The following is a 25,911-nucleotide window of genomic DNA, read 5'->3' as shown; positions in this document are numbered from 1 at the left end:
GCGACCATCGAAATGGTTCCAGTCGGGCTCCACCAACAGGCCAGGTGTCACGCACTCAACGACTAATTCGCCGACGGTGGTTTCACGAGCCGGCTCTGCCCTCGAGCCACCCCCTGTCAATGGAGACGTGGTCGCCAGAGCATCTCTCGCACACGTTGTTGCTTCTCGCACACGTTGCATCCTGTGCGAGGAACTAGAGCCTGTGCGAGAACTCAGATCAGCCGACGCGGAGCCGCGCTTTCGCTGCATGGTCTCAACCGGTCGGCGCATTACCCGGCCAAGTCGCCGAGGCAAGGCTGGCGAGTTCGAAACCTTCATCGCAGACGAATGCGGAGAGGACCGCTCCGGGGTGTCGCGTTGTCAGCGACGTGCAAACGGTGCTGCACCTCGGTGTAGTTCGGTCACCAGTGCAGCGGGGTCGTCGACATACATGCTGATACGTCTGATGGACGAGGCCTTGCGATGCTTTGGGAGCAAGGCTGGTAACCGAACTGAAATCGATTGGGCAAGCACAATATCGACGTTCGTACCGTCGACGTTGGGAAGATGCAATCGGCTCTCTGTGGCAATGGGGGTGGTTTCGCAGAACCGCCGCGACAGGGCTGCGGACGCGATGGAGCAACGCTCGATCGCGGCGATAGTCGAACCGGATTGCCGCACAACGAAATGAGTGTCGGTCAAATAGTGCGGACGGACTCGGTGGATTGCTAGATAGCCGAACACCGCGAACAAGGACCACACTGACAGCACCGCGAGTGCGATACGCAGCCACATCCATGGAAGAACGACATGAAGCACACAGATCTCTACGACGGTGACCACGCCGAAGGCAGCCGGTAGCGTCATGGTCCCGCGGTTCGACCGGAACACCAGCGCACCCGGCTCGACGTCAGCTACGCGGCCCCTGATCCACAACCACAGAGACGTGTAGGCGCGAACCTCCGCCAGAATCATCGGCCAGAATGACGAGTTCTCGGCCGTAGCGACCACCGCCGCTCTTGCATCCTCCCCGTCGCGACGGCGGGCCCGGTAGGTCGTCATCAGACCGAGCATCACGATAATGGCCAAGGGAAGTTCGACGGTGGCGAACAACAGCACGGCCTGCCCTGGCCCGAGGACTCCGGTCGCCAGGAGGATCGCATCGACAGCCAAGACAGTTGCTGCAAGCGCTTGCATGGATCGGTGGAAACTCTTCGAGGCTAATACCTTCATGAGGCGCCCTTTACAGAGCTTGACTTGCTCACGAGCGCACGTTGGACTCGGGAGACCACCTCGCGTTGAGCCGGGTCGGGGATGATCGCGTCGAGTGGGATCGGCATGCCTGTTTCACCCGACTGTGTGGTGTCGAATTCTCTGCTTGAGAATGGATCTGCCTCCTCGAACCAGGCCATCAACGTACGCGACAAACGTTCGATCATCGGTTCCGCCGAATTCAGTGACTTCCCCTCCAGACTCGACCATTCGGACAGAAGTTCGGCGTACCGGGAACGCTGCTCGTCGTCGGCGATCGACGCCGCGTAGAACGACAGAAATTCCTGCGGTGCCTTACCCGAGATGGCGAGTACCTCGAGCAAGTCACGCTCTCGCTCGAGCGCTGTGCGGACCGCAGGCGTCGGGGCGGATTCGAGAGCGCCGGCCAACAGTCCGGCGACCTTCGGAGGGAGCGCGGAGAGCGGCCGACCGCTCTCGACGTCGTCGACCATCGAGGAGAGCTTGATCAGCCGCTGTGTCAGTTTGGCGCGTTCGGCCTCGAGTGCTGCGACGAGTGCGCGTAGATCAGCGATTGTGTCGTCAGCACCCTCGATGTCAGAGGCGTCGCGCGCGAGAACCGCGGCAACCGATCCGAGCGGGACGCCGTTGGTCGCGAGCCAGCGAATGCGCATGAGCCGAACGACATCGTTCATCGTGTACTCGCGGTAGCCGTTCCCGCGCCGTTGAGGCTCGGCGAGGAGACCGAGGCGGTGGTAGTGACGCACCGTTCTCGGTGTGGTGTCGGCCGCGGTAGCGAGTTGCCCTATCTGCATGCCTTCAGTCTCAACCATGACCTAGCGTCAAGGTCAATGCCTGAATTCTGCCGCCCTACCCTGAGCCCACACACCACAACGCCCACCGGAGCTCACGTAGTTTCAACCGAGCCGACGCGTTGACCGGTTGAGACCAGCTGCGCGTCCGCGCCAACTGCCGCTATCTCGGCCCTTCGACCTCAATTCCTGCGGCATTTGCCTTGTCGACGTCATGGGTCGAAGTGAAGAACTTGTTGAAGACAACCTTCATTTCTTCGACGACGTCGATATGACTCTGCAACACGTCGACCATGTTGTTCTCCCCACCCACAGCCTTTTTGGCAAAAATGTCCTGCAGTTGAAGGCCCATATCGAAGTCACCCCAGCCGCTGACGTTGCTTAGCACACGTGCTCTCTCCTGGTGGATTCTCAACCTCTGAATGTATGTGTCGCAGGCCGTGTGACATTGCTGTGCCGCTTCTTCGTTCAGAAACAAATGCCCTTGATCGGCCGCGACCGCAAGTGCCTGCCAGTACGTTGTCGGTTCGCCAGAACCACTCACGATGACCCCCTATTTTGCTGCGGCCGGAACCGCAGACTCCAAATCGTTGACGTGCTGCAGGACGACTTCGCATGCATCCACCCCGTCGTCCTTGTTGTACAGAGCGTTGAAGACAACTACCCCGCGGGGCACCTCGATGGCAATCTGGCAATCTCGGATCGCGTCACCGAACTCAGTCCTGAACATGTAGGCGTCGCGCCCGCCGATGAACAGATCGCGGCCATCCAAGTTGGTCGATTTTGCCCGAGCCTCAGCGATCGTATGGTCCGTCGAAGACAGCACGCTCAACCCATATGGCGAGTTGACCCCTCCTAATGCGTGAAAAGTACAACTAGACCAATCCGGAACCTCGATCCCCTTGCCCCACCCCTCATCGCGATACTCCGGATCCAAGCCCGTTGCAGCGATTGCTTCTGGCGTGATGCTGCAAGGATCCCAACGCTCAGCCGCCACGGGACTGCCCTCGACACCCCCACCACATCCGCCAAGCAGCGTAACCAAAGCCACCAGCGCCGCTATCCGTCTACGCACCCGACCCCCTCGATCACGTCGATCACCAGGTTAGACGCAACAACCATCGAAATGGTTCCAGTCAGGCTCCACCAACAGGTCGGCCGGGGGTTCTCTCTCATCGATTACTTCGCCGACGACCGTTGACGAGCCGGTTCTGCCCTTGGGGCACCCCAGTCGATGGAGAAGGCAATGCCGGTAGGTCGACACAGATCGTCTCTCGCACACCCTGTCGCTACTCGCTCACGTTGCATCCTGTGCGAGAAATCGGAGTACGAGCGTTAGGCCACGATCATCTCTGCGCGTCCGCGCCAACTGCCGCTATCTCGGCCCTTCGACCTCAATTCCTGCGGCATTTGCCTTGTCGACGTCATGGGTCGAAGTGAAGAACTTGTTGAAGACAACCTTCATTTCTTCGACGACGTCGATATGACTCTGCAACACGTCGACCATGTTGTTCTCCCCACCCACAGCCTTTTTGGCAAAAATGTCCTGCAGTTGAAGGCCCATATCGAAGTCACCCCAGCCGGTAACGAACTGTAGGTTTCGCGCAGCGGTCTGATGGGCCCTCAATCTCTCGATGTATTCGTTGCAGGACTCAAAGCACGCCTGTGCCGCCTCTTCATTCAGAAACAATTCGCTTCTGTCGGCCGCGACTGCAAGTGCCTTCCAGTAGGTGATTGGCTCACCATTACTCATCTGTCCCCCTAATTGGGTGCGGCAGGAACCGCGGACTCCAAATCATCGACGTGCATTGCTACCACTGCACACGCGTCTACTCCGTCTGCTTTGTTGTACAGCGCGTTGAAGACCACCACTCCTCGCGGCACCTCGACAGCGATCTGGCAGTCACGGATCGCGTCACCGAACTCAGTCCTGAACATGTAGGCGTCGCGCCCACCGATGAACAGATCGCGGCCATCCAAGTTGGTCGATTTTGCCCGAGCCTCAGCGATCGTGTGGTCCGTCGAAGACAGCACGCTCAATCCGTAGGGCGAGTCGGCGCCACCTGGCGCCCGGAATACACATCTACCCCAGTCCGGGACTTCGATCCCCCTGCCCCACCCTTCTTCGCGGTACTCAGGATCCAAGCCCGTTGCCGCGACTGCCGTCTGTTCGATGCTGCACGGATCCCAACGCTCAGCAGCCACGGGACTGCCCTCGACACCCCCACCGCATCCGGCAAGGAGAGCCAACAAAGCCACCAGCGCCGCTATCCGTCTACGCACCCGACCCCCTCGATCACGTCGATCAACAGGTTAGACGCATCGACCATCGAAACGGTTCCACTTGACCGCAGTGCGGTGACCTACAGGTCGGCCGGTCGTGCGAGGGATCTGACTGTCGACTCGGATGCTCGATACCCTGCCTCGTACATCCATGGCCAGTCGGCGAAATCCTCCGGGTCGACGACGAGGGACTCGATCCCGCCGTTGCCGAGCCGTTTCGGCCGGTTCGCCGGGTGGGACGGGAAGTCCTCGATTAGATACTCACGCTGAAGACTTTGCCGAAAGATCAGCCACGTCTCGGGAGTGAAGCCAACAGCTTCCGCCCTCTTGGCAAGATCGATCCACGCGTCGATGTTGGTGTAGCCACCGTCGAGGATGTGTTGCCTCGTCGCGATCATCGCGAAGGTCCCATACCAGATCGGCGGGTAGTCGAGCAGGGTTCGGCACCACCGTCGCCTGCGTTCCGGCGGGATCGGGTTCCACTTCGCTTGTGCCTCAGCAAGTCCGTATGGATCAGACATGATTCACCTCGTCCCGGAGGTTCGGTACCTCCATCGACTTGCTCGCCGACTGTCGTCGGTCGAGCCGGTTCTTCCCCTGGGGCACCCCTGTCGATGGAGACGGGGTTGCCGGACAGTCGGCCAGGTACCGCGTGACTGCCACTCTTGAACCTGCATCCGACGATACTCGCCTTGGTCGTCGACCGACCAGCACTACCTCGTCGTCCGACGCGTGCGCTGAATGAACCGTCTCGAACCGGTCATGTGCGACGTCGACCTACAACAGAAGGAGAACACCGTTCCGCAACAGGAGTACGAACCGACCTTGCGCGACGATGCATGACTCGAGCCACGCCCGAACGGTTCCTCCCTGCCGTGTGACACGCAGCGAAGGGCCGCATCCCCGTAGAGGTGAATGAGGATGCGGCCCTTCGTTGGACAGAACTTCAGATCAGCCCAGCAGTTGCTGCATGGTGTCGATTTCTTGCTGCTGCGTGTCGACGATCGTGCGGGCCATCTGCTGCGCGTCCTGGTTGGATCCGTTCGCGATCTCAGCTTGCGCCATCTCGATCGCACCGGTGTGGTGAGCGATCATCATCGTCGACCACTGCCGATCGAACTCCGCACCCGTCAGGCCGGCCAACGTATCCATGTCCTGTTGGGTCATCATGCCCATGCCCGAGCCGTGATCCATCCCGCCCATGGTGCCCATGTCCCCCGAGGGTGCGGGCTGACCCCACTCGGCCAGCCAGCTCGTCAGCTGGTCCATCTCGGGCTGCTGCGCGGCAGCGATCGCCGACGCCAACGCCTGCACGTCCGGGTTGTCGCTACGGCCTTGCACCATCTCCGCCATCTCGACTGCCTGTTCGTGGTGTGGGTACATCATCCGCGCGAACATCACGTCGGCATCGTTGAACTGAGCCGACGCACTCGACGACGTCATCTCCGTCGACTGCCCGTCCATCGACGAATCGGTCGAGGTGTCACTACAGCCGCTCAGCAGGAACGCGCCGACGGTGGCAGCGGCGATCGAGGCGGCAATCTTGGTATGCATGTGAAACTCCTTGCAAGAGTGAGTAGAACAGGGAATCAGATCCGCCGGTAGACGCTCGTCGACCGGGCTCCCTGTCACACTCGCAAGGTCACCGATTTGTCCAACTCCCACAATGTCCACGGTGGAGCTCGCTCCTGAGTCGAGTCGACGCGCATGTGGCGCCACTCGGTCGATATCGGCGACAGGTCGATCTCACCGCTCGTCGCCGGGTCGGTCAGCGCAGACCACGACACCGTGGTGCCCATGCAGGGGTGCATCATCTGATGCGCCGACGGGCAGTCATGCTCGCCGAATGCGACAGGAACCGAGCCGTCGACGGCGTCCGACGCCACCATCGAGCCATGATCGCCGATCATCGATCCAGACGCCGACAGAACCGGCGTCACAGAATGCATCAGCAGCACCCCGAACACCACCAGGGCAATCAGAAGTCCAGTCGAGGCTGCGCCCCGTCCACGGATGCCGACTGACTGCATGCCATCGACGATAGCAACATATACCCCCAGGGGGTAGCGTCGCTGGTCTCGTGGTGCTCCCCACGGATCGGCAGCTGGTTAGTCTCGAACCCATGACACCTGCCGACAACTCCGCGAAGGTTGTCGAAGCGCTGACCGACGACATCGGTGACACCGAGCTCGACGCGCGCCTCGCCGAGCTCGGTGTCGATGCCGCAACCCGAGCTTCAGCACTGCTGCGCTCCCGTGCGATGCGAGAGGAGGTCAGTCGGCTTCGCCGGCGAGAGCACGAGCTGGGCACCCTGTTCGCCAGCGCCCGCGACTTGGCAGAGGTGCGCGACATCGACGGACTGCTCGAACGCCTGGTCTCGCGTGCGCACGACATGATGGGTAGCGACGTCACGTACCTGTCCGAGTTCGACTCGGGCACTCGGGACCTCCACGTTCGCAAGACGATCGGATCCGTCACCCCTCAGTTTCGACGCCTCAGAGTTCCGGCCGGCATGGGGCTCGCCAGCCGGATCGCCGATTCGCGCAGCGCGCAATGGGTTCAGCGTTACAGCGAGTACGACGAGGGTACGCACGACACCGACATCGACGACGCCGTTCACGGCGAAGGCATCGTGTCGATCCTCGGCGTGCCGATGCTCTCCGACGGCCGTGTTCTCGGCGTGTTGTTCTCCGCTACACGTCAGGAACATGTCTTCGCGCCGGAGCAGATCGCGATGCTGTCCGCGCTGGCCGACCACGCGTCGATCGTGCTGCAGACCGCGAACACGCTGGCGCAGCTTCGAGCGTCGGAAGAGGAGGCCCGCACTGCACTTCGCACGTTGACCGAGCACGTCGCCGTGCGCGACCGTTCCAACACCGTGCATCAAGAATTGGTGCAGGCTGTGCTCGTCGGCGGCGGATTCAGCCAAGTGGCAACCACATTGGCGCGGGCGCTGGGACGCTACGTCACCATCGTCGATGCCGATCTGCGCATTTTGGCGTCGTCGGAGGAGTCAGCGCACATCTCGGCCATCGTCAGCATGGGAAGCGCCGCCCACCGGGCGGTGGAACAGAGCCGCGCGACCGGTCATTGCTCCTACGTCGACAGTACGTCGTCGGACATCCAGGTCGTCGCTGCGGTCACGGCCGGCGAGTTGTATTTCGGCGCGGTCCTACTCAGCCCGGGTGAGCTGGAACTCGGTCCTGTCGACGACCGCACCATCGAACGCGCCGCCCAGGTGGCGGCTTTGCTCACCCTGCAGCAGAACGCCGTCGCCGACGCCGACCAACGTGTTCGACACGAGATCATCGCCGACGTTCTGGACCCGTCGCCCGAACGTCGCCGCGATCTCGACCGTCGTGCTCGCGCTCATGGCGTCGACTCCTCCACCCTGGACACGGTTCTCGTCATCACCACGTCTCGATCGCGTAGTACCGCAACGTCACTCGTTGCCCAGCACTTTCGGAACGGATTGGTCAGCGAGTACTCGGATGTACTGGTCGCGGTGATCCACAGTTCCGACCGCATCGCCAGCGCGACCGAGGTGCGACGCATCCTCCTCAGCGGCGGTGTGCCGGATGTGCGTGTCATCGTGCCCCCGCCCGCACCGTCGGTCGATGTCCTGTCGGACAGATTCGACGTCGCACACCGAACTGCTCGACTGCTCGACGCACTCGGCATCGACGACGGTGTCGTCACAACCGAGTCGTTCCACCCCTACATGGTGATGTTCGGGTCGGATCCGGAGGCCGTGCACTCGTTCATCGACCACACGATCGGGTCGGTGATCACCTACGACGCCGAACACGGGACGGACCTCGTCGCGACGCTGCGCGCATTCGTGCGCAACGAGTCGAGTCCGACCAAGACCGCTCGTGCGTTGAGCTATCACACGAACACGATCCTGCAGAGACTGGAGCGACTCCGTCTGCTGTTGGGCGACGGCTGGCGGGACGACGAAGCGCTGTTCCGTATTTCCACTGCAGTCCGGCTGGACGCCCTGAGAGCCGCGCGCCTGCGATAGCTGTGTGCTTTCAGCACACTGATGGTCCGGATCGATGGGTCAATGACACATATCGCACGTCACACCATGCCCCGTAGCGTTCGAGTTCGATACATCAGAGACGAACGCGTGGAGGATGAAGTGCCCGTCAGCAGCCGAATTCCAGGTTTCAAGGACTTGTCGCCGCTGGAGCGTCGTCGCGTCGTCGCCGAGCGCACCGACTTGCCGAAGACCGCGCTCGAGCCGCTGGATCCTGCAGCAGGCCTGTCGGTCGAGCAGGCCGATCACATGGTCGAGAACGTCGTCGGTGTCCTCGGCATCCCCGTCGGCATCGCCACGAACGTCATGGTGAACGACAGTGAATACCTCGTTCCGATGGCCACCGAGGAGCCGTCCGTCGTCGCGGCCGCCAGCAATGCCTCCCGCATGACCCGTCCGCACGGTGGATTCTTCGTCTCCCACACCGGGCCGGTCATGCAGGCGCAGATTCAGTTGCTCGACGTGCAGGACCCCGAGGCAGCTCGTCTGCGCATCCTCGAAGCGCGCGAGGAGATCCTCGAACTGTCCAACGCTCAGGATCCGACGCTGGTGAAGTTCGGCGGTGGTGCTCGCGATCTCACCGTCCGTGTCCTGCCCACCCGTACCGGAGTGCACGTCGTCGTGCACATCGTCGTCGACGTTCGAGATGCCATGGGCGCCAACGCCGTCAACACGATGGCCGAGGCGATTGCACCACGCGTGGCCACCATTGCGGGCGGTAGGCCACTGCTGCGCATCCTGACCAACAAGGCCGACCAGCGCATCGTGCGGGCTCGCGCAGTCTTCGACCGCGACCTACTGGGCGGCGAGGAGGTCGTGGACAATATCGTTCATGCGTCGGCCTTCGCCGAGGCGGATCCCTACCGAGCAGCAACACACAACAAAGGCATCATGAACGGCATCAGCGCCGTCGTACTCGCGACGGGCAACGACACCCGCGCCGTCGAGGCGGGCTGCCACTCCCACGCGGTCGGTGCCGACGGCCGCTACACCGCCCTGTCCCACTTCGAGAAGACAGCCGACGGGCACCTGTCCGGAACGCTGGAGGTTCCCATGGCGGTCGGCCTCGTCGGCGGCGCGACGAAAGCGCATCCGGTGGCCAGGACCTCGATCGAGATCCTGGGCGTCACGTCTGCGACCGAGTTGGCCGAAGTCATCGTCGCGGTAGGGCTGGCTCAGAACCTCGGCGCGTGCCGCGCATTGTCGGCCGAGGGAATCCAGCAGGGCCACATGCGGCTTCACGCCCGCACCATTGCCGTCACCGCGGGGGCGACCGCCGCCGAGCTGGACAACGTCGTCCAGCGGCTCATCGGAGACCGCTCGATCCGCGTCGAGCACGCCGAGAAGGTGCTGGGCGAGCTCCGAAACGGCAGCTTGGTATGAGCCTCCCCCGTCCCGACGTGCACCGCGACCCGGCACTGCCGAACTCGGTCCGCGTCTACGAAGTCGGCCCACGTGACGGTCTCCAAGCCGAGACGACGATGGTCCCGACGGCAACGAAGGCCGAGTTCTGTCGTCGACTCGTCGCGGCAGGGATCACCAACCTCGAGCTGACGAGCTTCGTCTCCCCGCGCTGGGTGCCGCAACTCGCCGACGCCGAGGAATTGATGGCGAGTCTGGAATTACCGTCGTCGATCCGGCAGATCGTGCTGGCGCCCAACGCACGCGGCCTCGATCGCGCTCTGTCCGCCGGTGCAACCGAGATCGCCGTCTTCGTCAGCGCCACCGAAACTTTCGCGGCCAAGAACCTCGGAACAACTGTCGCCGACGCCTTGTCGTCGGCCGCCACCGTCGTCAAGGGTGCTACTGCAGGTGGTGCCGCGACGCGCGGTTACATCTCGATGTGTTTCGGTGATCCGTGGGAAGGCGCCGTCGCCGTCGAACGCGTCGCCGATATCGCGGAAAGCCTGATTCAGATGGGCGTCGGGACGCTGTCACTCGGTGACACCATCGGTGTCGCGACACCCGGCCACGTCCATGCAGTCCTGAATGCTGTTCTTGCACGGGGTATCTCCGTAGACCGAGTGGCGATGCATCTGCACGACACCTACGGTCAAGCCCTCGCCAACGTCTACGCGTCGCTGACGGCCGGTGTCACCGAGTTCGACTCGTCGGCCGGGGGCCTCGGCCGGTGCCCCTACGCCAAGGGCGCTACCGGCAACCTCGCCACCGAGGACCTGCTCTGGATGCTCGACGGCCTCGGCATCGAGACCGGCATCGATCTACATGCACTTGCCGAAGTTTCCGACTGGCTTGCCGCCACGATGGGGCGGCCCAGTGACTCTTCCGTCGTGCGAGCGTTGTCCGCAGCGCGCGCCGATCACGCACTCTCCCCCACCCGCTGATCTCAGCCCCCGAAGGAAGCAACATGTCCAACACACCGAACCTCCCCGAGGTCGACACCAAGACCAAGAAGGAACGTCGTCACGCCGTCATCGGCAGCTCGGTCGGCACCATCATCGAGTGGTACGACTTCACTCTTTACGGCCTCGCATCGGCTCTGGTGTTCGCACCGCTGTTCTTCCCCGGCGCGGGCAGTTTCGCCGGAATGCTCGGTGCCTTCGCGGCGTTCGCGGTCGGGTTCGGAGCTCGGCCCATCGGTGGTCTGATCTTCGCGCACTACGGCGATCGCGTCGGACGCAAGATGACATTGCTGGTCACACTGATGATGATGGGTATCGCGACGACGTTCATCGGTCTGCTACCCACCGCCGATTCGATCGGCATCTGGGCACCGATTCTGCTGATCGTGCTCCGCATCTTCCAGGGCGCAGGAGCCGGTGCGGAATTCGCCGGTGCCATGACGATGGCCAGCGAATCCTCCGATCCTCAGCGCCGCGCCTACACTGCGGGCTTCCCGGGTGCGTCGGTCTATCTCGGAATGGCTCTGGCTACCACCACGTTCGCACTACTGACATTGCTGCCGGACGAGCAATTCCTCGCCTGGGGCTGGCGAATCCCGTTCGTCGCGAGCGCAGTGATCGTCGCGTTCGCACTGTACTTCCGGCTGCGGGTCAGCGAGACAGCCGCATTCGAGGAAGCCGCCAAGGACGGCGCAGTGCAGAACTCGCCGCTCTCCGGTGCCGTGAAGAATCACTGGCGCATCCTCATCTGCGGTATGGCGCTGTTCACGTTCACCTTGCCGTGGGTCTACATCGTGCAGACCTTCTCGGTCTCCTACGTCACCGGCACACTGACCGTCGATCCCACAGCGGCTCTGGTCGCGCTGATCATCGCCGAGCTCCTCACCATCCCGACGACCCTGTACTTCGGTAAGCTCGCCGACCGCATCGGCCGCAAGCCGGTGCTTCTCGGTGCGGCAGTGTTCGGCATCGTGCTCGCGTTCCCGCTCTTCTGGCTGTACGGCACCGAGAACATCCTGCTCGTCGGTGTCGGCTTGGTCCTCGGCCTCGCCGTCATTCAGGGCGCCACCATCGGCGTTTCCGCTGCACTGCTCGCCGAGATCTTTCCGACGAACGCCCGGTGGAGTGGCATCGCCATCTCCCGTGAGATCCCCGCGGCTGCAGTCGGCGGCACGGCGCCTCTCGTCGCCACCGCACTCGTCGCTGCGTCGAGCGGAAGCCCCTGGCTCGTGGCCGCCTACCTGATGGGCCTGAGCATCATCGGTCTCGTCGGAATCGCCTTCCTCCCCGAAACTTTGCCGTCGAAGGTGCAGGACGACACACTGGATCCCATCATGGTGGCCGACGTCGAGACCGTCGCTTGATCTGTAGTACCGATATAGAAAGAGTAGCTCTATGACTTTCCCTCAGGTAGGCAACGCAGGATCACTGTCCGGCGTGGTGGTGCTCGATCTCTCGCACGTTCTCGCCGGTGCCTACGCAGCGCAGATGTTCGCAGACTTCGGTGCGACGGTCGTCAAGATCGAGAATCCGACGGGTCCCGACGTGGCCCGCGGGTTCCCGCCCTACATGAAGACCGAGGACGACGAATTCTCTGCGTACTACGCCCAGTACAACCGCGGCAAGCTGGGCTTGACGCTGAATCTCGGCGCTGACGAGGGCAAGGCGGTACTGAAGGACCTGGTCGCGAAGGCCGACGTGCTGATCGAGAACTTCCGGCCGGGTACCACCAAGAAGCTGGGCATCGACTACGACACTCTGGCCGAGATCAACCCGCGGCTGGTCTACCTGGCGATCTCCGGTTACGGCCAAACCGGTACGCGCAGTTCCTATCCTGCGTTCGACAACACCGCCCAGGCTGCAGGCGGTATGTGGTCGATGAACGGTCAGCTCGGCGAGGAACCGGTGCGCGTCGGGGTCACGATCGGTGATCTCTCCGCCACCATGTTCGGCGTGATCGGTGCACTCACCGCACTTCGGCACGCCGAGCGCACAGGCCAGGGCCAGCTCGTCGACGTCGCACAGGTGGACAGCATCTTCGCGATGACGGAAACTGCCGTCGTCGATTACACCGTGGACGGCAAGACCGCCGTGCCGTCGGGCAACAAGCATGCGTGGGTGCGTCCGTACGAGCTGTACCCCTGCGCCGATGGCCAGGTGTTCTTCGGCGGTTACACCGACAGATTGTGGAACGCGAGTTGCAAGCTGTTCGGCACGCCGGAGGCCGCGACGGATCCCGAGATCGACACCATGCGTAAACGTTTCGACCCCGAGGTCTACGAGCGTCGCGTCAAGCCGTTGATCATCAGTTGGTTCGACGGGCGCAAGCGCTCCGAACTGGAAGATCTTGCCGGTGCCGTCATTCCGCTGACCGCGATCAAGAACATCGGTGAGGTGGTGGAGGATCCGGGCACCGCCGAGCGGGACATGATCGTCGAGGCGGATTACGGCAAGTTCGGAACGCTGCGCATGTTCGGGCAGCCCATCAAACTCGGCGCGACGCCTGCCGATCCGGCCCGTCGGGCCAATTCGCTCGGTGAGCACACCGATCAGGTCCTCGCGGGTATGGCGGGGTACTCGGACGAGAGGATTTCCGAGTTGCGTGCGGGTGGGGTCGTCTGATGGCGGTGGTCCGAACCGAGTCCCTGCGAATCGCGCCCGCGGCCGCCTATCGCGGCACCTTCGCGCCTCTCGCCGCAGAACCGAAGCCGACGGGTGAGCTCCCTCCGGGCTGGGAGGGAATCTACTTTCCGTTCGACTCCGCTCTCGCCGATCTCCGCCCCGATGGCTCCCCCGCCGACGACGGCGTCCTACCTGTCATCGACCTGCCGCGACGGATGTACGCCGGTGAAGACACTGTCTTTCATCGATCGCTGGCGTACGACGACGTCGTCGAGCAGCGAGTTCAGGCCGGCGCAGTCGTCGAGAAGGAGGGGCGAGGCGGGCGGCTGGTGTTCGCCGATGTCGAGAGAAGCTACCTCGTCGCCGGTGAGCTTGCGATCTCGAGCGTCTGGCACGACGTGTTCCTCGAGGCTGCGAAGCCCGGTGCTGTCGCGAAGCCGCCGGCACCAGCACCCGATGCGGAGTGGGCGTGGACGGAGTCCTTGACGCTCGATTCCCGCCAGCTGTTCCGGTTCTCGGCACTGACGTTCAACACACATCTCGTGCACTACGACCGGGACTGGGCTCGCGGTGTCGAGGGTCTGCACGACCTCCTGGTCCACGGACCTTTGGTGCGGATGTTGTTGCTCGACTACGCTGTTCGATCGCAGCCGGGGATCAAGGTCGAGAGGTTCTCGGTCCAGATGCAGGCACCGGTCTTCGTGGATGCAGAGGTTCGATTGGTCGGGCGTGAAACCGAGTCGGGTAGCGAGGTTCTGGTCGTGGACGCCCAGAGCGGTGTCCTGGCCCGGGGATTGGTGACCGCGCGTTAGTGGGCATCTCCTTGGCCGCGTAGGATTGCAGCGCAGTTCATCACCGCCCCCGACGCGTGCGCTCGGCGAAACGGTCGAGTGCATCGAGGATCTCGTCCGCTTGCCAGACGCGGTTTCGTCGCCCCTTCGAGGTCTGATGGAGAACTTCCGCGCCGACGAGTCGATCGATAGCTCGCTGAGCAGCCATGTCGCTGACACCGAATGTCCTCTGCACGAAGGGGTTGTCGATCACCGGTTGTGCAATGAGAGCGTCGAGGAGGCTCCACACAACCGATTCGCGACGTGCAACGACGCTGGCGCCGAACCGGTCTCGCACATCGGCGAGTTCGTCGACCAGCATCCTTCCGTTGGATACAGCGGCGAACGCCGCGGCATTCAGCCGGCGAACGATCGGTTCGACATCGCCCTGTCGATATTCGTCGAGACTCGCAAAGTACGACGCAGTGTCGGCCAGCAGACCCGCGGACAGCGGGACTGTGACGCGTTCGACCACGTCTGCCCGACGAAGCATTGTATGTACCAACGACCTGCCGGTGCGTCCGTTGCCATCGGTGAACGGGTGGATGGTCTCGAACTGCGCGTGCGCGACGGCCACCTGAGGAAGGACGGGCAGATCAGCTCTCGACGCGAACACGAAGAGGTCGTCCAAACAGGCCTCGAGTCGATCGTGATGCGGCGGAACGAACGCGGCGTGGTGGGGTCCGAAATTCGAACCACCGATCCAGACCTGCTGGGTTCGCCATTGCCCGGCGTCGGGATCGCCCGCCGGCTCCATCAGTGCCCTGTGCATGGCGAGCACGGATTCGGCAGACACCGTCGAACTCGCTGCCAGTGCGGCCTCCATCGCACGCACGTTGCCGCTGATAATCGATGCGTTCCGACTGGTGGGTGAACCCAGCTCGGCCAGCGCGAGGGACCGCGCGCCGACCGTGAGGTTCTCGATCTGCGACGAGGCCGCGCTCTCGGACCTGAGCAAGATCGAACTCATCGGCGCCAACTCGGTCGACGAGCCGAGACGCTGCGATGCGTACTCGTCGAATCGGACAATTTCGCGTAGCGCGTCCTCGGATTCGGCCGCGACTTCATCGGTGAGTCGGAGTTCCAGATCGGCGATCCGCGGGGGCACTGCAGCCCGGTAGTCACCTGCATGCAGCTTGCGCTGCGTCCTGGAAACAGCAGCAGACGACGATTGCCATGGCCGATCTTCGTACTCCACGGCGGCCAGGCCACTGTTCGAATCGTTGGCCATCAAACAACCATACCAAACCTTAGGTAAATATCGTTTGGTATGGACTATGATAAACCTCCAACGCTTGACCTACTTCGGCCTCCTACGCCATGCGCCTCAGCAGCGGAACCACCTCTGCTGAGATGCGGTTGCAAACGGCCTGACGACGTGAAGAAACAATCGGGATGATCAGTACAGCATCCGCAACGGACGCGGCTTCGATATCGGCGACGAGGCCGGCCAGCCCGCTCGACGTTCCGACGTAACGAACCGTCTTGGTTGCGCCAGTCGAGGACGAGGCCAATTCCTTTCGTGCCGTGCGTGCGTCATCGGCGATGTGCGTTTCCAACTCGAGAACGACGGCAAAACTCGCCGCATCTTCTCCCTCGGTTCCGAGTTCACGTCGTATTCGCGTGCGCATCGACTGGGCTTGACCGAGGTCGTCGGCTCGAATGAACACGGTCTTGGCCGGCGGAGATCCAGTGAGCCACACGTGGTCTTCAGCGTCCGCCGTCGCGGACGCGTCGAGGCACACATGGATTGTCGATGACTCGTGCTCGTCCGACTCCACTCCCCACGAACTCGCCACTTGGCTGGTCATGGCTGTGACGCGGCAAACTCTGCTGCTGCAGCTACGACGTCGGTTGCGAACGTTCCGAGTGTCACCGTGGTTGCGCCGCCGTCGACCGGGATGACGGTGCCGTTGACGTAGGCCGCCATGTCGCTGGCGAGAAAGGTAGCGACCGAGGCAATGTCGTCGGGAAACCCGACTCGACGCGAGGGCTGTCCGGGTCCGAGTCGCGCGGCCAGGAAGTCCATGAATTGTTCGGATTTCGCGGGCTCGACGCCGAACGTGCGGGCCATGATGGGAGTCATGATGATTCCGGGCGCGATGGCGTTCGACCGAATCCCACTGGGGCCCAGTTCCGCGGCCGCCTGTCGCACCAGCCCTACGACGGCATGCTTGGCTGCGGTGTATCCGACAGTGCTCCACCCACCTTGAATTGCTGCAGCACTGGCCGTGGAGATGATGCTGCCTGGAGTTCCTTGGGCGATGAACCGGCGCGCAGCATGCTTGTGTCCGAGCAACACCGATCGTGTGAGGAGAGCTGAGGTGCGGTCGAATCCATCGGGATCCGCGTCGATGATCGATGATGGGTCACCCTGTGCACCAGCGTTGTTCACCATGATGTCCAGCGATCCGAAAGTATCTGCAGCCAAAGCGACTGCCGCTGCGATGTCGGACTCGGTGGTGACATCGACGTGCGCATAGACGGCGTGCTCGCCGAGCTCCGCAGCCAGCGCAGCTCCGGCATCGTCGTCGATATCGGTGAGAACGATCTGCGCGCCCTCGTCGACGAACCGAGATGCGATACCCCGTCCGATGCCACTCGCGGCTCCGGTGATGACGGCGACTTTGCCTGAAAGAAGAGTAGACACCACGAATCCTTTGCCCGTCGAATAAGTTGCAGCACCTGACCGAGCTGACGCTAGCAACGGACGAGTGTGTCCAGTAGTCCTCGAAAGAGGACTACTGGACACACGGCCGGCCTGGTACGACGAACGGCCGGACACCGATGCGGTGCCCGGCCGAAGACGACTCAACCTATCTCAGCGCGATCTCGGCCCCACCGGAGAACATGGAGTCATGCACCTCGAGCGTCGCGGGTACCGCGTCAACGGGAATGTCGAATACGATCGTGATGTTCCGTGACAGACCGGGATTGATGTCGCCCCCGATTGCAGTTTCGGCCTCGAGATTGATCGCCGCCATTGTGTCGTTCTCGAACTCGCGTCCCTGCGTGTCGATCAGTTTCTGGTTCGAGCCGAAGTAAGTCTGCGATCGATCGGACACGTTGGTGACCGTGACGTTGACGAGAACGAACTGCCCAAGCGCATCCTTTTGCAGATACGGGTTGTCACCGAGTGTGGTTACACCTGTCTCGACGCCAGTCACGACAAACCCGAATTTGCCGTCACGCACTTCTTGGCCGATTCCTGGAGCCGACTGTTCCGGTGTCGGTGCGGAAGTAGCCGGTTCGACGGGTGCCGCCACTGCCTCGAGAGATGCGTTCGCGCCAGCGGGAGGTGCGACCGCGACCGACGACGTGGATTGTGCTGTCGTGCTCGACTTGTCGTCGTCACCCCCACCTGCCATCCCAGCCACGATGAGCACTACCACGACGCCACCGACAACCCACGGCCACTTACGCTTCTTCTTCCCGGGAGGCTGCGGCTGGCCGTACGGTTGCTGGGGGTAGGACTGGCCGTGCGGCGGCTGGGCACCGTAGGGAGCCTGGGGTTGTCCGTAAGGGGCCTGCGCGAAGGGCTGAGGCTGACCGTAAGGGGCCTGCCCGGAGGGCTGGGGCTGATTGGGGTCGTGCGGAAACGTCATGGCGTCCTGGTCTCTGGTCGAAGTGGTGCTTCGTAGTTATAGGACCGGTAGGTCGGAATGTTTCAACTCTGACTTCAGATTCACTCGATCGAATGACCATGCGGCGCTCTCACCTCAGCGAGGTTCCGCACATCGACTCCGATACGTCTATCACCCGCGAGGGACTGCCGGTTAGTTAGTCCAGGTCCGAGCCCGAGGCCCGAGTAACACACCCCTCACATGGGCTGCGAAAACCAGTAATGGTCTACCCATACCGTCGACCTAACAGACGACGGGATGGGAGTGGACGAGGGTGTGGATCAACCGGATAGCCGCAGCTCTGGCCCTGGTGTCGGCCGTTCTACACGTGGCCATGGGCGTCACCGATGTCTTCGTGATGCCGAGGTGATTCTGACCAAGTACCGGCAGGTGAAGTCAGCGATGCTGGCGTCCGGCTTGGATCTGGTTGCGTTCCATAACGACCCGCCGCCCGGCAACATTCTCATCGGTGACGGGTTGCCGATGAAGTTGGTGGACTATGAGTTCGCGTCGAACAACGACCGGGCCTACGAGCTAGCTGTGTTGGTCACCGAGATGTTCTACGGCGAGCAGCAGGTCATGAAGTTGTGACAATCAACGTTCGGCGACGAGTCTGTCTTCTGCTGCGCGCGCTCCGAGTTCGATACGTGCAGCGGGGTTGCCGTTGTGGAAGCGGATCCATCTGGTCAGAACCATTGGATGAATATTTACCCGTCGACAGTCGAACTCGATGAGAGGTCCGGCCGATATCTTCTCGATCCTCTAGAACGGTGTCGAGTCACGCCGGAGGACGGAACTCGCCGAATCGACACGAATGGCGATGGCGGCGTAGCGCATGACCGAAAAGGACACGTCGACTACGGCGTCCCACATCACCTCGGCCTCGTACGACCAACCGCGTTGACGAATCCCCTGCGGAGTGAGGCCGACCGTGCCGTTACGTATCGATCGAGTGGCCAGAGGAACGAAGAAAGTCGCAAGGAACGTACCCATCACACCGCAGATCAGCAGCTGCGGACCACCAGCAACGAAACCGCATCCCATCAGGACGACCATCGGCGACCCGACCACCGCGGTGAGCAGTGGCAGGCCACGAGAGTCGTATCGCACGGTCGACGCTGTGACCGTCCGACGCGCAGCCTCACCTACGTTGCGTGACGGTTGATTGCTTCATTCGAAAGTTGCTGTCGCAGTGCTGGACACCGAAAAGGACCCCGTCGCGACTGCGGACGCTGCCTGCCCGGTGATGACACTGGATCCAGCCACTATCAGGGCGATCAGCGCAATAACACCGGCGAACACACTGCCCAGAACCAACTGCACCCGCGGGACAGGGAAACGGAAAGCTCGCCAGCGTGTTGGTCAGAAAGTCGGATCCCATCCCCCCGTTGCCGATTCGCCGATCGCGGAACCCGTGTCAGCAATTGCTGCGGCGCCGTCGCCGATTGCATCGCCCACGCTACCCAATTCTTCACTGTAGAGAGTATCTACGGCACCCGACGTGAAGATCCCGACCGCGGCCCCACCAAGTGCGCCGACGGCGGTACCGACTATCGGTATCGGGATGGCAGTCTCTTATCAACCCATCTGCAGCCACCGCCGCACCGAAACCGAGTCCGCCCGACACGATAGCCTGATCGACCGGCTTGCCTGTGTAAATGTCGTAGGCAACACCGACGACTGCGAGCCCTCTTTTCTGGCCGACGTCGAATGGGGCCTGTGGGGTGTGTGAGCCAACAACTTCGTCGCAGGACCTCAGTCGCAGTTGGCGAGTCCTCCACCAGCCACACTCACGACTTTGAAACCACCAGGACCTGCGATGGTCCAGGCTTCGTAATCGGGTTGGAGGAGACCTCAAGGCTTGCACCCTCGCCGAAGCTGACGCTCAAATCACCCGAGTCCGACGCTTGTGCATCGCCCACCGTTCGACTCATGAGTCGGCCAAGAACAGAATTGTTCGAAAGCGATTCATCAGGTACGTCTACGAAGCGTTCACGACCGGACTCGGTCACCTGAAATGCCGACTCTATGCGTATTTCATAGCCTCTGATGGTCAGTAGCACGAGTGAAAACCCAAACTCTATCGACTCGATCGTTTGTCCTAAAATCGAAATCTCCATGTGTTACGAATCTTTCGGGACCGGAAAAGAGCCGCCCAGCGCTATCGGGAAGTGTGTCGTCGAGCTCGGTCCCGGTTTGCCGTTCATATCGATCGGCTGACCGTGCTCGTTGTAGTAGCGAACATACCCGTTGGGGTACCGGGCGCAGTGGGATCCGTGCTCCGCATCCGCGTTATTGGAAGACCCTTGCGACCGTGTCACTGCCCGATATCGACACGCACAGGAGTCAAGGTGGTCGGTCGTTGATCTCGGAGGATCGCTGTCGGGGCCTCACGGTATAAAGACGGCGTCGGCATTCCTTCTCGAGAAGGTCGTCTCACCGGCATTCACGGCGACTCGACAGAAATGAGCATTGTGGAACCACCCACCCCTGCCCGCACACCGACCGAACCACGCGCGTTCACGATCGCCATCGAGGTTGACGTCCGCTGGGTAGGCCTGGCATCCCACCGACGTGACGATCTGATCAGAAGCGTCTCCGACGATACAGCGCACATCCACGACACAGCGCATGTGGCCGCGTCCGCTCTCGGAAACATGGTTGTCTCCTTCGAGTCCGAGCACACCGACTAGACGCAGGCCGGACTGCAGGCACTCGATGCCGCCAGGGCGGTCGGGAACACCTGGCCGGTTGCCGGTGTCGAAGTCTGCCGATCGGATCTGTGGTTGTACAAACTGTTCTTCGACTATGAACCGGACGGGCTCGTCGAGTTGCCGACGTGGTCTTTCGAGGCAGATCCTCATCTCTGCTCGACGGTGATTGTCGAGGTCGAGCTCGAGAAAGCCACGACGCGCTCCCTTCACGACAACCAGCTGACGCAGGTGCTGAACGAACGTCGCAACGTGCGTCTCAGTCGCTCGTCGAACGGTCGCCCACAACTCATTTTCGAAACCAAAGGATCGCCGACGACAGCCGGGTTCTCGATCGCTAATCCGTCAATCACCCTTGACCGACAGCGCACGATTACCCGTGCCCGATCAGTGCGCGCGGACATCTACCGATCCGAAGTGGCTCTACACGAAATGGTTGTTCCCAAGGTAGGACAACCACGACTTCCCGAGTGGCGATATATGACCGACGAAGGTGATCGAACCGTTGTCGTGACCGATCTCCGGGTGAGGCTTGAGGGTGGAGAATCATCCACACATCAGTCGACGGAATCACCGACACGAGCAATTTCGGCTTCGGGTCCGTATGGCGGGACGACGATGGCAACCTGAACTCCGTCTGGGACGGCGACATACTGGATGCGTGGGAAGCACCCATCCCGCAGGGCTCGAACCTCGACACATTCGTCCTCGATGGCACACGGCGGTCTGGCCGTTCGACGAGCAGCCAAGCCTGATCATTAAAGCGACCACAGCGACTCGCACAACGCGCGGAATCTCATGGGAACCTCCGAGGGTCTGGCTCGGCCGACGCCAAGGAGTGCCGTCGGCGAATGGCTTGTTTGGAGCAGGCTTCGATCCCGGCAGTCGTCCAGCGTTGCCGAGGCAGTTGATGACGGTTCCGCCCCTGCGCGAGCTCGCAGGCCCACGCGTCACCGTTAAAGGTGGCAGACTACAAACTCGCGTCGAACAACAACCAGGCCCAAAAACCGACCGTCGTGGTCACCGACAGTTCGAATCGGCAGTCGCAGCCGATAGAACCGGTTTCCTGCGCCACAGATTCGAGGACATGCGCACATCCTGCTACAGGCTCGCAACATTCTCGGAACGCGGGCCGAGCTCGCCAAACCTACTCGGCGCGTACCATCGTCCGCGCAGGTAGACGGGTATCTCAATCTCCTCGGCGCAGAACGTCTACTATAAGGCGGTGCTGAATACAGACATCCGACTGGACGAACCCAGCGCGGCATCAGCCACAAGAAAGCGCCTCGGACAGTACATGACGCCCACAGACGTCGCGTTCTTCCTCGTAGACCTCATGCCAGAACAGGACGACACCGATATTACCCTTCTTGATCCCGGCGCTGGACAGGGAGCGCTTACGACCGCCTTCATAAAAAAATGGACTTCCCAGCGCCCTCGCCGTCACCTTGCAGTGGACGCAGTCGAAATCGATAAACGGCAACATGGGATGCTGGTAAAGAATTTATCATCGCTGCCGCAAGATCAGCTACTAACCTTGGGGACGCGACGCGAGGACTTCATCCTTAGCGCACTAAAGTCAGATAAGAAATACAGCCACATTATCTTGAACCCACCCTACGCAAGAATTGATTCGAAGAGTCCGCAAGCAAAACTCTTACGACAACAAGGACTACCTTCTACAAATCTATATAGCGCGTTTTTGTCGATCTCCATAAAATCTCTCGCTGCCAACGGTAGCCTTGTAGCCCTTGTACCTCGAAGCTTTTGCAACGGTAAATACTACAAACCTCTGCGGGACTTGATTCTGCACGAGACCTCAATCCATCATATTCACCTTTTTGAGTCGCGCACAGACACCTTCAAGAGCGATGGTGTGATCCAAGAGAATATAGCCATCGTACTGAGGAAAAGAACACAGGCGCAAAATGTCTCCTTATCAACGTCCAAAGCGAAGAATCTCAGCTTATCCAGCCTTACCGTGAGGCCTTTCCAGGAGATAGTGCGCAAAGGCGATGATATGCGGGTCATACGCCTACCTCTTCATCAAGATTGCGAGACCAGCCGGCTTGAGCCACTGATCGTGAAACATCGACTGTCGGACCTCGGGCTCAGCGCGAGCACTGGTCCGATAGTTGACTTTCGCAACAGACGTCAACTACGGCTCACACCGACGCAGGCTTCTGTGCCGCTTATACATAGCTATCACATACAGTCGCATAATCTTTGCTGGCCTTTAATAACGAACGGAAAAAAGAACGCGCTAGTTCTCACCAATAAAAATGCAAAAAACGTGTTAAAACCTGGCTACTATATAGCGATTCGGCGGTTTTCTTCAAAGGAGCAGTATCATCGCATTGTAGCCAATCCAGTGGAAGCCATCGGCCCTCCGTTTTTGAATGGTGTCAGCTTCGAAAACCATGTCAATTACATCACTACCGCGCTGACCGAGATGGACCGCGAATTATGCTGGGGCCTTACAGCATACCTCAATACCGATCACGCTGACCGAGCATTCCGGGACATAAGCGGGAGCACCCAAGTCAACGTGAGCGACCTCAAGATCCTCGACTTTCCGCCGCTAGAAGACCTACGCCGATTTGGCATCGAACTGCTGAAACTTGGCTCGGTCAGCCCTGTCAATTCAGAGCTCGCAGTCAAGAATGTACTCAGCACAATTCACGGCCATCCGATAAATTAAAGGAGAAGTAATGCAACGAAGACTAACTTCACAAGATGTAACATGGTTTCTGGACCTTTCGGGCTTGAACCGCTTGGATCTTGATCCTGCATATCAGCGACGTAGCGTTTGGACCAGAAGAGACCGCCAGTTCTTCTTAGACACAGTATTTAAGAACTACCCAAGCCCCGCGATCTTTCTTCACAAAGACTTAGATGAACAAGGAAACGCCACTTATCATGTCGTGGATGGAAAGCAACGACTGGAAACCATACTACTTTTTGTCGACAATAAAATTCCCATCCGTGACGACTTTGGCGACACGCGTCTTGACAACAAAAAGTGGCGCGATTTAATACAACATACCGACCTTAGGAAAAGCCTGCTTGATTATCAGATAACCGTCGAGATGCTTGATTCCATCGAGCCAACTGTCGTAAACGAGGTCTTCGGCAGATTGAATAGGAATTCCAGAAAACTAACGGCACAAGAGGTTCGTCATGCTCGTTACGATGGTTGGTTTATCTCCAAAGCGGAAGATGAATCGGAAGATCCGTTCTGGAAAAGAATGAAAATTTCTACCTCCGGACGATACAAGCGAATGCAGGACACCCAGTTTATCTCCGAGCTCATGGCCGCAACAATCGAGGGCGGCGTGGTTGGGTTCGATCAAGGTGCGTTGGACACATTTTACGCCGAGTACGATACCCCGGATGAGAATGAACCGCCCTTTAGCACCGAAGAGTTTAGCGAGAAGTTCGACAACACTAAGCATTTTCTCGAATCCGCCGAGAACAATTACGACAATATCGTAACCACCTACGCAAACAATCTAGCTCATTTCTACTCGTTATGGTGCTATTTGGTTTCAAAAAATACCTTGCCGGACCTCAATACCTTCGCGGAAAGGTACCTTGCGGTGATGAAAATGATCTCTAGATACCTGGCAGATGGCGAGTTTTCGGATGAAGTTGGTGCCGAACGAGAATCTATAGTCCAATACGGTAATAACATTCGTGGTGCAACCACAGATTCTGCGCCCCGCAACGCTAGGCACCATGCGTTGACTCAACTCATGGATCCTGCTCTCCACGACGTACGATGAAGGTTTCCGCATCAGTTCGGGCCGAGTTCGAAAAACAGCTCGAAATAAACTCGATCATACGAGACCGCGTTGATAAGTTGCTTAGACCCGCCGTTCAGGAGCGATGGCATTACGAGTCACGCCTCAAACAAGAGACGAGCTTTGCGCTGAAGTTAGAAACTGGCCGCTTCAGCACTCGCGACATGAACGATGTGTTTGCTTGCACTATTGTTGTGCCAACGTTGCAGGAAATTCCAGACGCGGAGAACCTGGTATTGAGCCGATTCTCACAGGTCGATCGTAAGCCCGCCTCGGACGCTGTTGCGAATATCGCACCCACGAGTTTTACCTTTGACCATATACGGTTATACGTCCAGCTGCTACCGCCCCCAGGATTGCCGCCGCAGCCAATAAATTCGATCACATTCGAAGTGCAGGTAAAAACATTTTTGCAGCACGCTTGGTCTATTGCCACGCACGATCTGACTTACAAAACGTCAAAAGTGAGCTGGGGGAAGGAACGCATTGCTTCGCAGGTGAAAGCTGCGCTTGAATCAGCTGAATTAGCCATCGCCGAAGCTGAATATCTTGGTGCGCGCTCCAATCCGATTGTGAATAAAGAGAGTAAACAAACATCAGAACTTCTTCACATCGTTGAATCTCTACAGAGGGAATTTGATCAACCTTATCTACCCGACAATATCAAGAGTCTAGCCTCTTCTATCTTACGTCTTTTTTTCCTCAGCGAAGTCGCCGTGATAGAGATCGACGATATAGCCAGCGCTGGAAAAGCTGCGCGTGGAGGCTTGCATCCCAGTGACTACTCGCCTTACGGTGTGTTTCTCCAATACTTTTTTGAACAAAAATCGGACCAACTGAAGTTAGGATTGAAAAGGCGAAGAAAAGAAAGAATTTTTGTCCCTCCCGAAATCACTGTCCCTGACAACCTTATGAATTCCTGCCCTAGTTCCTTCACTACTATATAAGCTAAACGCACAATGCAGCCTGTTTTTCGAAGACTAACGAACGTTGATTTTTTTAACCAGAAGTCGTCGCTCAATCCAGAGCGAGGATGTCGCAGAGATCTAATTAATTTCGATGTAAGCGACACAAATGGAGGGTATATCAATTTCGATTCCCAAATAATTTGATCTACAGCCATCGTCCTGAAGTCCCCTGCCCCCTCTGAATTCTATTCGAGGCACGCCGCGGCCTGGTGACGGCCCTTTCTTCGCAGACGCCGACGTCGACGCGATCGTCGACACGCTCCGACTCATCAAACTGACCGCCGTCCCCACCCAAGTCGCTTGATCCTTCGTCCAGGGACGCTATTGCAGATTGGATGGGTCTCCGCTGGACAAGTTGACGAGGCTCAGCGAAGTTCCCCAACCACGCTCACCGAAATTCCCCACTCGTGAGCGGTGTTCACTGTAGCGGTTGGCGCGTTCCTGTGGCGGCTTTGCGGAGTTTCTCCGATCGTGCGTTGTGGTCGCGGAGTCGGTAGGAATCTCCGTCGAGGTTGAGCACAACGGAGCGGTGCAGGAGTCGGTCGAGCATGGCTGCGGCGACGGTGTTGTCGCCGAGAACTTCACCCCACGATCCGACGCCGCGGTTGGTGGTCATCACGATCGAGGTCTTCATATACCGTTGCG

At 60.2% G+C, this 25,911-nt stretch carries 28 protein-coding genes and 1 riboswitch; of the genes, 12 read left to right on the top strand and 16 right to left on the bottom strand.

Features of this window, described 5'->3' with window-relative positions:
• Positions 1–360: 360 nt before the first annotated feature.
• From H292_RS27740 to H292_RS0123050, 9 genes are all read right to left on the bottom strand, one after another.
• Positions 361–1,212 (bottom strand): hypothetical protein, encoded by an 852-nt coding sequence (locus H292_RS27740; protein ID WP_231383908.1) that lies wholly within the window; start codon positions 1,210–1,212, stop codon positions 361–363.
• A complete protein-coding gene (locus tag H292_RS0123090) occupies positions 1,209–2,042 on the bottom strand; it encodes a MerR family transcriptional regulator (RefSeq protein WP_020112960.1) in 834 nt (277 codons plus the stop codon). Before H292_RS0123090 ends, H292_RS27740 begins: the two co-directional genes overlap by 4 nt.
• A gap of 142 nt (positions 2,043–2,184) precedes the next feature.
• The gene (locus H292_RS0123085; RefSeq protein ID WP_027499024.1) at positions 2,185–2,565 is read right to left on the bottom strand and encodes a hypothetical protein; all 381 of its coding nucleotides are present in this window, start codon (positions 2,563–2,565) and stop codon (positions 2,185–2,187) included.
• A gap of 9 nt (positions 2,566–2,574) precedes the next feature.
• On the bottom strand, positions 2,575–3,018 hold the full coding sequence (locus H292_RS27970) for a DUF3558 family protein (protein WP_231383907.1): 444 nt from the start codon (positions 3,016–3,018) through the stop codon (positions 2,575–2,577).
• A gap of 378 nt (positions 3,019–3,396) precedes the next feature.
• A complete protein-coding gene (locus H292_RS0123075; RefSeq protein WP_020112957.1) occupies positions 3,397–3,774 on the bottom strand; it encodes a hypothetical protein in 378 nt (125 codons plus the stop codon).
• 8 nt (positions 3,775–3,782) lie between these two features.
• On the bottom strand, positions 3,783–4,304 hold the full coding sequence (locus H292_RS27965; RefSeq protein WP_231383906.1) for a DUF3558 family protein: 522 nt from the start codon (positions 4,302–4,304) through the stop codon (positions 3,783–3,785).
• 80 nt (positions 4,305–4,384) lie between these two features.
• Entirely contained in the window at positions 4,385–4,825 is a 441-nt protein-coding gene (locus tag H292_RS0123065; RefSeq protein WP_020112955.1) for a hypothetical protein, read from the bottom strand.
• A 29-nt stretch (positions 4,826–4,854) separates the two neighbouring features.
• Positions 4,855–4,975, bottom strand: a riboswitch (SAM riboswitch).
• 280 nt (positions 4,976–5,255) lie between these two features.
• Positions 5,256–5,858 (bottom strand): DUF305 domain-containing protein, encoded by a 603-nt coding sequence (locus tag H292_RS0123055; protein WP_020112953.1) that lies wholly within the window; start codon positions 5,856–5,858, stop codon positions 5,256–5,258.
• 74 nt (positions 5,859–5,932) lie between these two features.
• Positions 5,933–6,334 (bottom strand): DUF6153 family protein, encoded by a 402-nt coding sequence (locus H292_RS0123050; RefSeq protein WP_020112952.1) that lies wholly within the window; start codon positions 6,332–6,334, stop codon positions 5,933–5,935.
• Between the two features lie 92 nt (positions 6,335–6,426).
• On the opposite strand from H292_RS0123050, the gene H292_RS0123045 reads away from it, so the two are divergent.
• The 6 genes from H292_RS0123045 (at position 6,427) to H292_RS0123020 (ending at position 14,143) form a co-directional block, all read left to right on the top strand.
• Positions 6,427–8,328 (top strand): helix-turn-helix domain-containing protein, encoded by a 1,902-nt coding sequence (locus tag H292_RS0123045; protein WP_020112951.1) that lies wholly within the window; start codon positions 6,427–6,429, stop codon positions 8,326–8,328.
• Between the two features lie 120 nt (positions 8,329–8,448).
• On the top strand, positions 8,449–9,729 hold the full coding sequence (locus H292_RS0123040) for a hydroxymethylglutaryl-CoA reductase, degradative (RefSeq protein WP_027499022.1): 1,281 nt from the start codon (positions 8,449–8,451) through the stop codon (positions 9,727–9,729).
• Positions 9,726–10,691: a hydroxymethylglutaryl-CoA lyase gene (locus tag H292_RS0123035; RefSeq protein WP_020112949.1), complete on the top strand. Its 966-nt coding sequence runs from the start codon at positions 9,726–9,728 to the stop codon at positions 10,689–10,691. Before H292_RS0123040 ends, H292_RS0123035 begins: the two co-directional genes overlap by 4 nt.
• A gap of 23 nt (positions 10,692–10,714) precedes the next feature.
• Positions 10,715–12,073 carry an MFS transporter gene (locus H292_RS0123030; RefSeq protein WP_020112948.1) on the top strand — a complete coding sequence of 453 codons (1,359 nt, stop codon included), beginning with the start codon at positions 10,715–10,717 and terminating at the stop codon, positions 12,071–12,073.
• A gap of 31 nt (positions 12,074–12,104) precedes the next feature.
• Complete coding sequence (locus H292_RS0123025; protein ID WP_020112947.1) at positions 12,105–13,331, top strand: CaiB/BaiF CoA transferase family protein; 1,227 nt, start codon at positions 12,105–12,107, stop codon at positions 13,329–13,331.
• Positions 13,331–14,143: a hypothetical protein gene (locus H292_RS0123020; protein WP_020112946.1), complete on the top strand. Its 813-nt coding sequence runs from the start codon at positions 13,331–13,333 to the stop codon at positions 14,141–14,143. Before H292_RS0123025 ends, H292_RS0123020 begins: the two co-directional genes overlap by 1 nt.
• Positions 14,144–14,183: 40 nt before the next feature.
• Here the strand turns inward: H292_RS0123020 and H292_RS0123015 are convergent, their stop codons facing one another.
• From H292_RS0123015 to H292_RS28665, 4 genes are all read right to left on the bottom strand, one after another.
• Positions 14,184–15,392, bottom strand: coding sequence for a Fic family protein (locus tag H292_RS0123015; protein ID WP_020112945.1), 1,209 nt, complete (start codon positions 15,390–15,392; stop codon positions 14,184–14,186).
• An 82-nt stretch (positions 15,393–15,474) separates the two neighbouring features.
• The gene (locus tag H292_RS27455; RefSeq protein ID WP_020112944.1) at positions 15,475–15,972 is read right to left on the bottom strand and encodes a hypothetical protein; all 498 of its coding nucleotides are present in this window, start codon (positions 15,970–15,972) and stop codon (positions 15,475–15,477) included.
• The gene (locus H292_RS0123005) at positions 15,969–16,811 is read right to left on the bottom strand and encodes an SDR family NAD(P)-dependent oxidoreductase (RefSeq protein ID WP_027499021.1); all 843 of its coding nucleotides are present in this window, start codon (positions 16,809–16,811) and stop codon (positions 15,969–15,971) included. The genes H292_RS27455 and H292_RS0123005 overlap by 4 nt, the downstream gene beginning before the upstream one ends.
• A 166-nt stretch (positions 16,812–16,977) precedes the next feature.
• On the bottom strand, positions 16,978–17,427 hold the full coding sequence (locus H292_RS28665; protein WP_231383905.1) for a DUF4352 domain-containing protein: 450 nt from the start codon (positions 17,425–17,427) through the stop codon (positions 16,978–16,980).
• A 615-nt stretch (positions 17,428–18,042) separates the two neighbouring features.
• On the opposite strand from H292_RS28665, the gene H292_RS0122990 reads away from it, so the two are divergent.
• The gene (locus H292_RS0122990; RefSeq protein ID WP_081631900.1) at positions 18,043–18,375 is read left to right on the top strand and encodes a phosphotransferase family protein; all 333 of its coding nucleotides are present in this window, start codon (positions 18,043–18,045) and stop codon (positions 18,373–18,375) included.
• 171 nt (positions 18,376–18,546) lie between these two features.
• Here the strand turns inward: H292_RS0122990 and H292_RS0122980 are convergent, their stop codons facing one another.
• Both H292_RS0122980 and H292_RS28250 read right to left on the bottom strand, forming a co-directional pair.
• Positions 18,547–18,894, bottom strand: coding sequence for a hypothetical protein (locus H292_RS0122980; RefSeq protein WP_020112938.1), 348 nt, complete (start codon positions 18,892–18,894; stop codon positions 18,547–18,549).
• A 680-nt stretch (positions 18,895–19,574) separates the two neighbouring features.
• A complete protein-coding gene (locus tag H292_RS28250; RefSeq protein WP_155949831.1) occupies positions 19,575–19,904 on the bottom strand; it encodes a DUF6188 family protein in 330 nt (109 codons plus the stop codon).
• Positions 19,905–20,249: 345 nt separating this feature from the next.
• On the opposite strand from H292_RS28250, the gene H292_RS0122975 reads away from it, so the two are divergent.
• From H292_RS0122975 to H292_RS27950, 5 genes are all read left to right on the top strand, one after another.
• Positions 20,250–20,477: a hypothetical protein gene (locus H292_RS0122975; protein WP_020112937.1), complete on the top strand. Its 228-nt coding sequence runs from the start codon at positions 20,250–20,252 to the stop codon at positions 20,475–20,477.
• Between the two features lie 93 nt (positions 20,478–20,570).
• Complete coding sequence (locus H292_RS0122970) at positions 20,571–21,125, top strand: hypothetical protein (RefSeq protein ID WP_020112936.1); 555 nt, start codon at positions 20,571–20,573, stop codon at positions 21,123–21,125.
• 595 nt (positions 21,126–21,720) lie between these two features.
• Positions 21,721–23,196, top strand: coding sequence for an Eco57I restriction-modification methylase domain-containing protein (locus H292_RS27960; protein WP_155949830.1), 1,476 nt, complete (start codon positions 21,721–21,723; stop codon positions 23,194–23,196).
• Positions 23,197–23,206: 10 nt separating this feature from the next.
• Positions 23,207–24,280, top strand: a complete 1,074-nt coding sequence (locus H292_RS27955; protein WP_037189033.1) for a DUF262 domain-containing protein — start codon at positions 23,207–23,209, stop codon at positions 24,278–24,280.
• On the top strand, positions 24,277–25,245 hold the full coding sequence (locus H292_RS27950) for a hypothetical protein (RefSeq protein ID WP_081631898.1): 969 nt from the start codon (positions 24,277–24,279) through the stop codon (positions 25,243–25,245). Before H292_RS27955 ends, H292_RS27950 begins: the two co-directional genes overlap by 4 nt.
• Positions 25,246–25,684: 439 nt before the next feature.
• On the opposite strand, the gene H292_RS0122950 is transcribed toward H292_RS27950, so the two are convergent.
• Positions 25,685–25,911, bottom strand: a 227-nt coding sequence (locus tag H292_RS0122950; RefSeq protein WP_196806173.1) for an ATP-binding protein, incomplete at its 5' end; no start/stop codon positions are given.

It is taken from the genome of Rhodococcus sp. 114MFTsu3.1 (genome assembly GCF_000383555.1).
Classification (GTDB): Bacteria; Actinomycetota; Actinomycetes; order Mycobacteriales; family Mycobacteriaceae; genus Rhodococcoides; species Rhodococcoides fascians_E.
The sequence above is the reverse complement of the archived record's forward strand: the minus strand, read 5'-3'. Positions and strand labels throughout refer to the sequence as shown.

What these genes read in the sequence shown, in the direction of transcription:
- H292_RS27740 (WP_231383908.1), bottom strand. Translation starts at nt 1,212, where the DNA reads ATGAAGGTATTAGCCTCGAAGAGTTTCCACCGATCCATGCAAGCGCTT.
- H292_RS0123090 (WP_020112960.1), bottom strand. Translation starts at nt 2,042, where the DNA reads ATGGTTGAGACTGAAGGCATGCAGATAGGGCAACTCGCTACCGCGGCC.
- H292_RS0123075 (WP_020112957.1), bottom strand. Translation starts at nt 3,774, where the DNA reads ATGAGTAATGGTGAGCCAATCACCTACTGGAAGGCACTTGCAGTCGCG.
- H292_RS0123065 (WP_020112955.1), bottom strand. Translation starts at nt 4,825, where the DNA reads ATGTCTGATCCATACGGACTTGCTGAGGCACAAGCGAAGTGGAACCCG.
- H292_RS0123055 (WP_020112953.1), bottom strand. Translation starts at nt 5,858, where the DNA reads ATGCATACCAAGATTGCCGCCTCGATCGCCGCTGCCACCGTCGGCGCG.
- H292_RS0123050 (WP_020112952.1), bottom strand. Translation starts at nt 6,334, where the DNA reads ATGCAGTCAGTCGGCATCCGTGGACGGGGCGCAGCCTCGACTGGACTT.
- H292_RS0123045 (WP_020112951.1), top strand. Translation starts at nt 6,427, where the DNA reads ATGACACCTGCCGACAACTCCGCGAAGGTTGTCGAAGCGCTGACCGAC.
- H292_RS0123035 (WP_020112949.1), top strand. Translation starts at nt 9,726, where the DNA reads ATGAGCCTCCCCCGTCCCGACGTGCACCGCGACCCGGCACTGCCGAAC.
- H292_RS0123030 (WP_020112948.1), top strand. Translation starts at nt 10,715, where the DNA reads ATGTCCAACACACCGAACCTCCCCGAGGTCGACACCAAGACCAAGAAG.
- H292_RS0123025 (WP_020112947.1), top strand. Translation starts at nt 12,105, where the DNA reads ATGACTTTCCCTCAGGTAGGCAACGCAGGATCACTGTCCGGCGTGGTG.
- H292_RS0123020 (WP_020112946.1), top strand. Translation starts at nt 13,331, where the DNA reads ATGGCGGTGGTCCGAACCGAGTCCCTGCGAATCGCGCCCGCGGCCGCC.
- H292_RS0123015 (WP_020112945.1), bottom strand. Translation starts at nt 15,392, where the DNA reads ATGGCCAACGATTCGAACAGTGGCCTGGCCGCCGTGGAGTACGAAGAT.
- H292_RS27455 (WP_020112944.1), bottom strand. Translation starts at nt 15,972, where the DNA reads ATGACCAGCCAAGTGGCGAGTTCGTGGGGAGTGGAGTCGGACGAGCAC.
- H292_RS0122990 (WP_081631900.1), top strand. Translation starts at nt 18,043, where the DNA reads ATGGGAGTGGACGAGGGTGTGGATCAACCGGATAGCCGCAGCTCTGGC.
- H292_RS28250 (WP_155949831.1), bottom strand. Translation starts at nt 19,904, where the DNA reads ATGGAGATTTCGATTTTAGGACAAACGATCGAGTCGATAGAGTTTGGG.
- H292_RS0122975 (WP_020112937.1), top strand. Translation starts at nt 20,250, where the DNA reads ATGAGCATTGTGGAACCACCCACCCCTGCCCGCACACCGACCGAACCA.
- H292_RS27955 (WP_037189033.1), top strand. Translation starts at nt 23,207, where the DNA reads ATGCAACGAAGACTAACTTCACAAGATGTAACATGGTTTCTGGACCTT.
- H292_RS27950 (WP_081631898.1), top strand. Translation starts at nt 24,277, where the DNA reads ATGAAGGTTTCCGCATCAGTTCGGGCCGAGTTCGAAAAACAGCTCGAA.